The 5,999-nt window shown below is 33.0% G+C and carries 4 protein-coding genes and 1 pseudogene; 1 reads left to right on the top strand and 4 read right to left on the bottom strand.

Features of this window, described 5'->3' with window-relative positions:
- Nucleotides 1-58: 58 nt before the first annotated feature.
- The 3 genes and pseudogenes from FWJ34_RS17440 to FWJ34_RS17430 all read right to left on the bottom strand — a co-directional run bounded on the left by FWJ34_RS17440 (nucleotide 59) and on the right by FWJ34_RS17430 (nucleotide 3,695).
- On the bottom strand, nucleotides 59-1,117 hold the full coding sequence (locus tag FWJ34_RS17440) for a transposase (RefSeq protein WP_308256615.1): 1,059 nt from the start codon (nucleotides 1,115-1,117) through the stop codon (nucleotides 59-61).
- Nucleotides 1,118-1,124: 7 nt separating this feature from the next.
- Nucleotides 1,125-1,712, bottom strand: coding sequence for an IS607 family transposase (locus FWJ34_RS17435; protein ID WP_308256614.1), 588 nt, complete (start codon nucleotides 1,710-1,712; stop codon nucleotides 1,125-1,127).
- 252 nt (nucleotides 1,713-1,964) lie between these two features.
- Nucleotides 1,965-3,695, bottom strand: a pseudogene (locus FWJ34_RS17430) (ABC transporter ATP-binding protein).
- Nucleotides 3,696-3,831: 136 nt separating this feature from the next.
- Between FWJ34_RS17430 and bchM the strand changes: the two are divergent.
- Complete coding sequence (gene bchM, locus FWJ34_RS17425) at nucleotides 3,832-4,536, top strand: magnesium protoporphyrin IX methyltransferase (RefSeq protein ID WP_308256613.1); 705 nt, start codon at nucleotides 3,832-3,834, stop codon at nucleotides 4,534-4,536.
- A gap of 375 nt (nucleotides 4,537-4,911) precedes the next feature.
- Here bchM and FWJ34_RS17420 read toward each other — a convergent pair whose 3' ends face one another.
- A complete protein-coding gene (locus tag FWJ34_RS17420; RefSeq protein WP_308256612.1) occupies nucleotides 4,912-5,673 on the bottom strand; it encodes a Coq4 family protein in 762 nt (253 codons plus the stop codon).
- Nucleotides 5,674-5,999 lie beyond the last annotated feature (326 nt).

Here is a 5,999-nt window from a genome sequence, read left to right as displayed (position 1 = left end):
GTGCTAATTTTTAATGAATATAATTGAATAATCTTTTATATTCCTAAAACACAGTCTATTAGCCGAGACAGCCCTGTAAAAACAGGGAATTAAAAAATATGTTGATCGCCCCATTAAGATCTCGATTGAGCTTATGATTACAATGAGGACAATTAAATATTTTTGCACCCCTTAAATTAGGGTGAATTTTACCACATTTAGAGCAAGTTTTAGAGGTATAAGATTCAGAAACTACAATCGCAACCGAGCCATGTTTAGCGCAACGATACTCTAGTTCTTGAACAAATTTATACCAACTCCAATTTAGTTGATTTTTCCGATTAGTTTTGTTTGATTTATTTTTAGCATAAATCTTTTTTACTCGATAAGAAGGAATATAAATCAGGTCGTAATTCTTTGCTAAAAACCCAGCTAATTTTCTGTGTAAATCTTTCACTAAATTACTCATTTTTCTTTTGAGTCTTGACATTTTATAATAAACCTTTTTCTTGTCAAACCAGTTATCTAATTGCTTTACTTTTTTGTGCAACTTAGCATGATAGGCTTGTATTTTTGCTAGTCTTGTTAAGTCTTTTTCATTAGTAAGAAGAAAGCCATTTTCACCATCAAACATAGTAGCAAAACTTCTAATGCCAGGGTCGATGGCTATTACTTTTCCTGTCTTTTTGATTAATACTTTTTCTGTATTAGGTTGTGAGAGATATAATCGTCCATAACGACAAGATATAGTTAAACAATTCTCTCCTATTAGGCTTACTTTTCGATGGTTATAAAGTAGAATTATCTCGGGTAAATTACCCCAAAATTTAGGATATAATTTACCTTTTTTATACCCTTTTGGAGCTGTTTCAATAGTAAAATATCTACCTTCAAAATATTGAGCTATTTTCTGTTTTGTTTTACTATCAATTTTGCTATTTACCCATGCTTTATAAGCTCGATAAATAGTGCGATGTTGTATTTTGACAGGCACGTTTTTACGCCATCCATAAACTTGCCCCCAAAGAGTTTGAAATTGTTGTTCTTTTGTGCCTTTTGCTTTTCCTAAATGACTAAAACCTTGATGTTTATTCAGTTCAAAAAGGGCTTGATTGTACAATATTTTGTTCTCTTTCATCCAGAATTTAATTAGTTTCTTCTGATGAGGATTGAGTAACATTCTGTAGTTTTTTGAGTTCGTTACTGTATTTTCGTAATCCGTAGAGTCTGGAACTGAAGACGTGGATGATGGCGAGAATATCTTGTACGAGTTCCTGTTCTGGACTGGTATGTAGTTTGTTGAGTACCACGAGTTTACAGCCGAATCGTTCCAAGAGTTTTTCGATGAAATCAAATCCGAATCTAGCGAGTCTATCTTTGTGTGTGACCACAACACATCCGACATCTCCTGTAATTGCTCGTTCCATGATATTCCATAGCTTTTTTCGTTTAAAATTGAGTCCTGAAGCAGTTTCAGAGATAATCTCAGCATTAGGATATTGATGTAAGAGAAGTTCTCTTTGGGTGACGAGATTTTGCTTTTGACTGTGGCTAGAAACCCGTATATAACCGACAACCGTTTGATTAATAGGTGTTTGGGCAGGTAGCTCATATTGTCGAGCGCCACTAGGGAGAGTAATGTATTTGATTTTTTCTTGGTTTGCCCATGCAAGGATAGTTCTGTAATGGACTTTCCACTGTTTAGCGGCGATTTGCAGTTTAGCATATTCCATGAATTACTAAAATATTGGATAACTATTATTATAGCAATTATTTACCGTTTATATCAGTTATATTCAATAATTGCTTATCTAGTACTAGCTCTGAATTTTTAGAACCAAATCTTGTCTATTTTTTATTGCTTTTTGATCAATTATATCTTTCATTTAGTCTTTTTTTCTTCATGAGTTAAAAAGGATGCGATCACAATTATAATAAGTAATGATTAATTACCTTAGAAATCTTCCCTCTTAACAATTTAATCCCTAATTGTTTAAAAACTGTTGGGCATGAAAACGGGCATATCTGCCTTGTTGGGCTAATAATTCTTCATGAGTACCAGATTCTACAATTGTACCATGTTCTAAGACTAATATTTTAGTAGCTTTTCTGACAGTGGCTAAACGGTGGGCGATAACAAAAACCGTACGTTGTTCCATAATACGCTCTAATGCTTCCTGCACTAATGCTTCAGATTCTGAGTCTAAGGAAGAAGTCGCCTCATCTAAGATTAATATTTTTGGGTTTAAAAAGATAGCCCTAGCGATGGCAATTCTTTGACGTTGCCCACCAGAAAGGCTAATTCCTCTTTCTCCCACATAGGTATAATAACCCTGAGAAAAAGTGCTAATAAATTGATGGGCATTAGCTATTTTTCCTGCTTTTTCTACTCCTTCTATATCGACATTAGTGCAACAATACGCGATTTTTTCAGCACTAGTGCCTGTGATTAACTGAGTATCTATGGGACCTGTACCAATTTGTTTTTATAAACTTTTATATGTCTATGTCTTGTATTTCTTATTTTCAATTAAAATTTCTCCTGATACCACATCATAAAAACGAGGTAGTAAATTGATTATGGTACTTTTTCCTGCTCCAGAAGCGCCAACTAAGGCAATTACTTCTCCTTGCTTGGCAGTTAAATTAATATTTTTTAAGACAGGTTGATCAATATTATACGCAAAAGTGACGTTACGATACTCGACTAATCCGTTAATATTTGAAAAAGAAATTGCGTCTTTGTTTTCTATAATTAAAGGTTGAAGATCAAGTAATTCTACTATACGCTCAACAGATGCTTGTCCTTGTTTAAATTCATTATAATTATTAGTTGTAATCGAAATAGGATCAATTAGTAAAGCAACCGCAGCAATATAACTAACAAAATCTGTGCCTGTCATGTTTTGTGCTGAGATTTGCCATGCACCTAAAAAGAAAAGAAAAATGACACTCATGGCTTCTAAAAAACCGATTACTACAAATTGTAAGGCTTTAATTCTTTCTGCCGCTAATTTACTTTGACGATTATTTTCAGATTCCAAGGCAAAGCGATTAATTTCATATTCTTCTGCTGTATAAGCCTGAACTAATCTAATACCTGAAAAAACTTCAGTAATCAATGCAGATAAATTTGAGACACGAGTTTGACTTTTTCTTGTCAATTCTAATAGTTGAGCACCAAATAAAGTAATTAAAACTGCCATGATTGGAGCAACAATAAATGTAGCAACAGTTAATCGCCAATTTACATAAATCATGTACCCTAAAACCACAATTAATTGCAGAATACTAGGAATAAATTGCTGAAAAATTTTATTAATAACTTCTCCAATTCTATCAATATCTTCTGTCAAACGATAAGCTAAATCTCCTGTTTTTGCTACTTCAAAATAATTTAAACTCAAAGTCTGTAAATGGGCATAAACTAACTTACGCAAATCAAGGGCAATTTTTAGTGCAGCTTTTGCCATTAAGGTATCTTGCCCGTATTGTATCGCACCTCTAAGAATAAAGACAATGGCGGCAAATCCGGCAAAATAGATAATAGAGTTAATGTCCCCTTTGCCAACATATTCAGCCATGCGCCCTGCTAACCATGCTAAAATGGGCCAAAAGATAGTAAAACCAATAGTACAAATAAACGCTAGACTGATAGTCTTTGCTTCTTGACGCAGATAGGGAAATAAGTAGCTAATTTTAGATGGTAATTTCAAGGTAGTTATGATAACTCAACTTTTATGCAGTTTACCTGAAAATGTCCTTTAAAGTAAATGTAAAACCTGAAACTCAAAACAATGATAAATTAGTAAATTGAATTCAAAAAATTTAATTTCAAATATATCAAAAAAAATGGTTAATACATTGAAAAAAGCTCAAGATGACAAAACTATTGTCAAAGATTACTTTAATGCTACTGGTTTTGATCGTTGGCGTAACATTTACGGTAACGGAAACGTCAATAAAGTACAGTTAGATATAAGAATAGGGCATCAGCAAACTATTGATACAGTGGTAGGTTGGTTAAAAGATGACGGAAATTTATCGCAATTATCTATCTGTGACGCCGGTTGTGGAGTTGGTAGTTTAACCATACCTTTAGCCGAAGAAGGGGCGACAGTTTTTGCCAGTGACATCTCATCTAAAATGGTAGGAGAAGCTGCCGAGAGGATAAAACAAGTATTAGAAAATCCTCGTAATATAAGGGTAGCAGTGCAGGATTTAGAATCTATTAGGGGTGAGTTTGACACTGTTATTTGTTTAGATGTGTTAATTCATTATCCTACTAATGAAGCGGCAGACATGATTAAACATTTGTCATCCTTAGCTAAAACTCGATTAATTCTTAGTTTTGCACCAAAAACCTTCTTTTTAACCATTTTAAAACGTATTGGTGAATTTTTCCCTGGACCAAGTAAAGCTACTCGTGCTTACCAACATAAAGAAGAAGATATTATTAATATTCTTAAAAGTAACGGTTTTAAAATTAAACGCACGGGAATGACTAGCACCAGCTTTTATTATTCTCGCATTTTAGAAGCGGTAAGAAATAATTAGTAATAATGAATTAATCCGTAGGGTGGGCATAGCCCACATTTTGTATGATAATTTCTCTAACTGTTATATAAAGCTTCGTCAAGATTATAGCTTTTTTGATAATGATTATGAAGTAGAATTTAAACCAAAAGCTCTTTTCGATTAACAACTTCCGAAAACGGTACACAGAAGATCCTTGAGATTGTGCTGAATTACGTCAGACGATCCCCCAAAGCAATGGCGATTGATGAGGTTTTAGCCGAAAGAGAAGATCAGTAAATTATTTTGTTATTAGTCAAAAAATCTGTTTTAAAAACTCTAAATGATCTTCTTTTAAAATAGTATAAACAAGTAACAAGGACATAATATACTAGTCCTCTATAACAATATTTTCTGTTAAACGATCGCCTCTTGTAACGTAGGATTACTATACCAACTATAAGCCCCAGTAGTAACAGGAATGATGTTTAATTCTTTTCGCACTTCATCTAAAGGACGTTCAAAGTATTCCTCCCATTTTACGGGAAATAAAGGTTTTGCAGATTCCCCTATTTCTAAACCTTGAGAGATTAACTTAAATTTATAACCTAAAGTTTTAATTTGCTCTTCGGGTAAAGATGCTTCCGATACTAATTTGTCAGAAGCAAAAAAACTAATCAATAAAGAAAGTAAATCAATAAACAAAAAACCGGGGAAACGACTTTGTGCAACTGTCACAGAAATTACTCCTAATTCCCCAAAATTATCGAGACTAAACCCTGTTAAAATATGGTGAATATCGTGAGTTTTAAATACTCGAAAATGCACATATTCTTCATCGTTCATTTCTGGTTTTGCCGGGGGATAAAATTGAGGATCATAACCTAATGTACTCATTATTTTAGCATAAGTCCAACCAAGAGAATGTTTCGGCATGGCTAACATTGCGTCTAAATCATACTCTAAACCAATATATTTTTCCTTAACTATTTCCGCCGAATTAGATTCACTCATTACCGCCCTAACACACAATTCCATCGGTTTTGTACCTAAAAATCGATCACTAATTTTAAAGGCACTACTAACATCTTGCCCCGCCCCTCCAGCAATTTTCACTAAATCAGCAAACTTCGCCAAATTTTCAGGGGTTGTGATCTCATTAATATAGTTAAAAGACATAATTTTAACCTTGTAAATTATTAGTAAAATCTTATCAATTTATCTATTCCTATAAATATTAAGATTTGTGTGCTAAACATAAAAGTAGTAAATAAAACTTTAACTTGATACAAAATTGTTGGTTATAGGATAAAGATTATTTGACATTCTTTTTTTTAGACAACTAAAAACATTTTGAACACAAAAAATCATGTAACATATTTTTTGGTAAACTGCCATTCAAATTAGTTATATAATATCTGTTAAATCTTAAAATACCTTCTAACAAGTTTCCATGAACAATAACCAAAATTTGCCCCTCTGGGTACAAGATCGAGAAGAAGTGC

The sequence above is a fragment of the Geminocystis sp. GBBB08 genome (genome assembly GCF_016743215.1).
In the GTDB taxonomy this organism is placed as follows: Bacteria; Cyanobacteriota; Cyanobacteriia; order Cyanobacteriales; family Cyanobacteriaceae; genus Geminocystis.
Note: the sequence above shows the minus strand (reverse complement) of the source record. Positions and strands in the feature narration are given on the sequence as shown.

Excerpts from the sequence above, each read along its gene's own strand:
- FWJ34_RS17440 (WP_308256615.1), bottom strand. The coding sequence starts at position 1,117 with ATGAAAGAGAACAAAATATTGTACAATCAAGCCCTTTTTGAACTGAAT.
- FWJ34_RS17435 (WP_308256614.1), bottom strand. The coding sequence starts at position 1,712 with ATGGAATATGCTAAACTGCAAATCGCCGCTAAACAGTGGAAAGTCCAT.
- bchM (WP_308256613.1), top strand. The coding sequence starts at position 3,832 with ATGGTTAATACATTGAAAAAAGCTCAAGATGACAAAACTATTGTCAAA.
- FWJ34_RS17420 (WP_308256612.1), bottom strand. The coding sequence starts at position 5,673 with ATGTCTTTTAACTATATTAATGAGATCACAACCCCTGAAAATTTGGCG.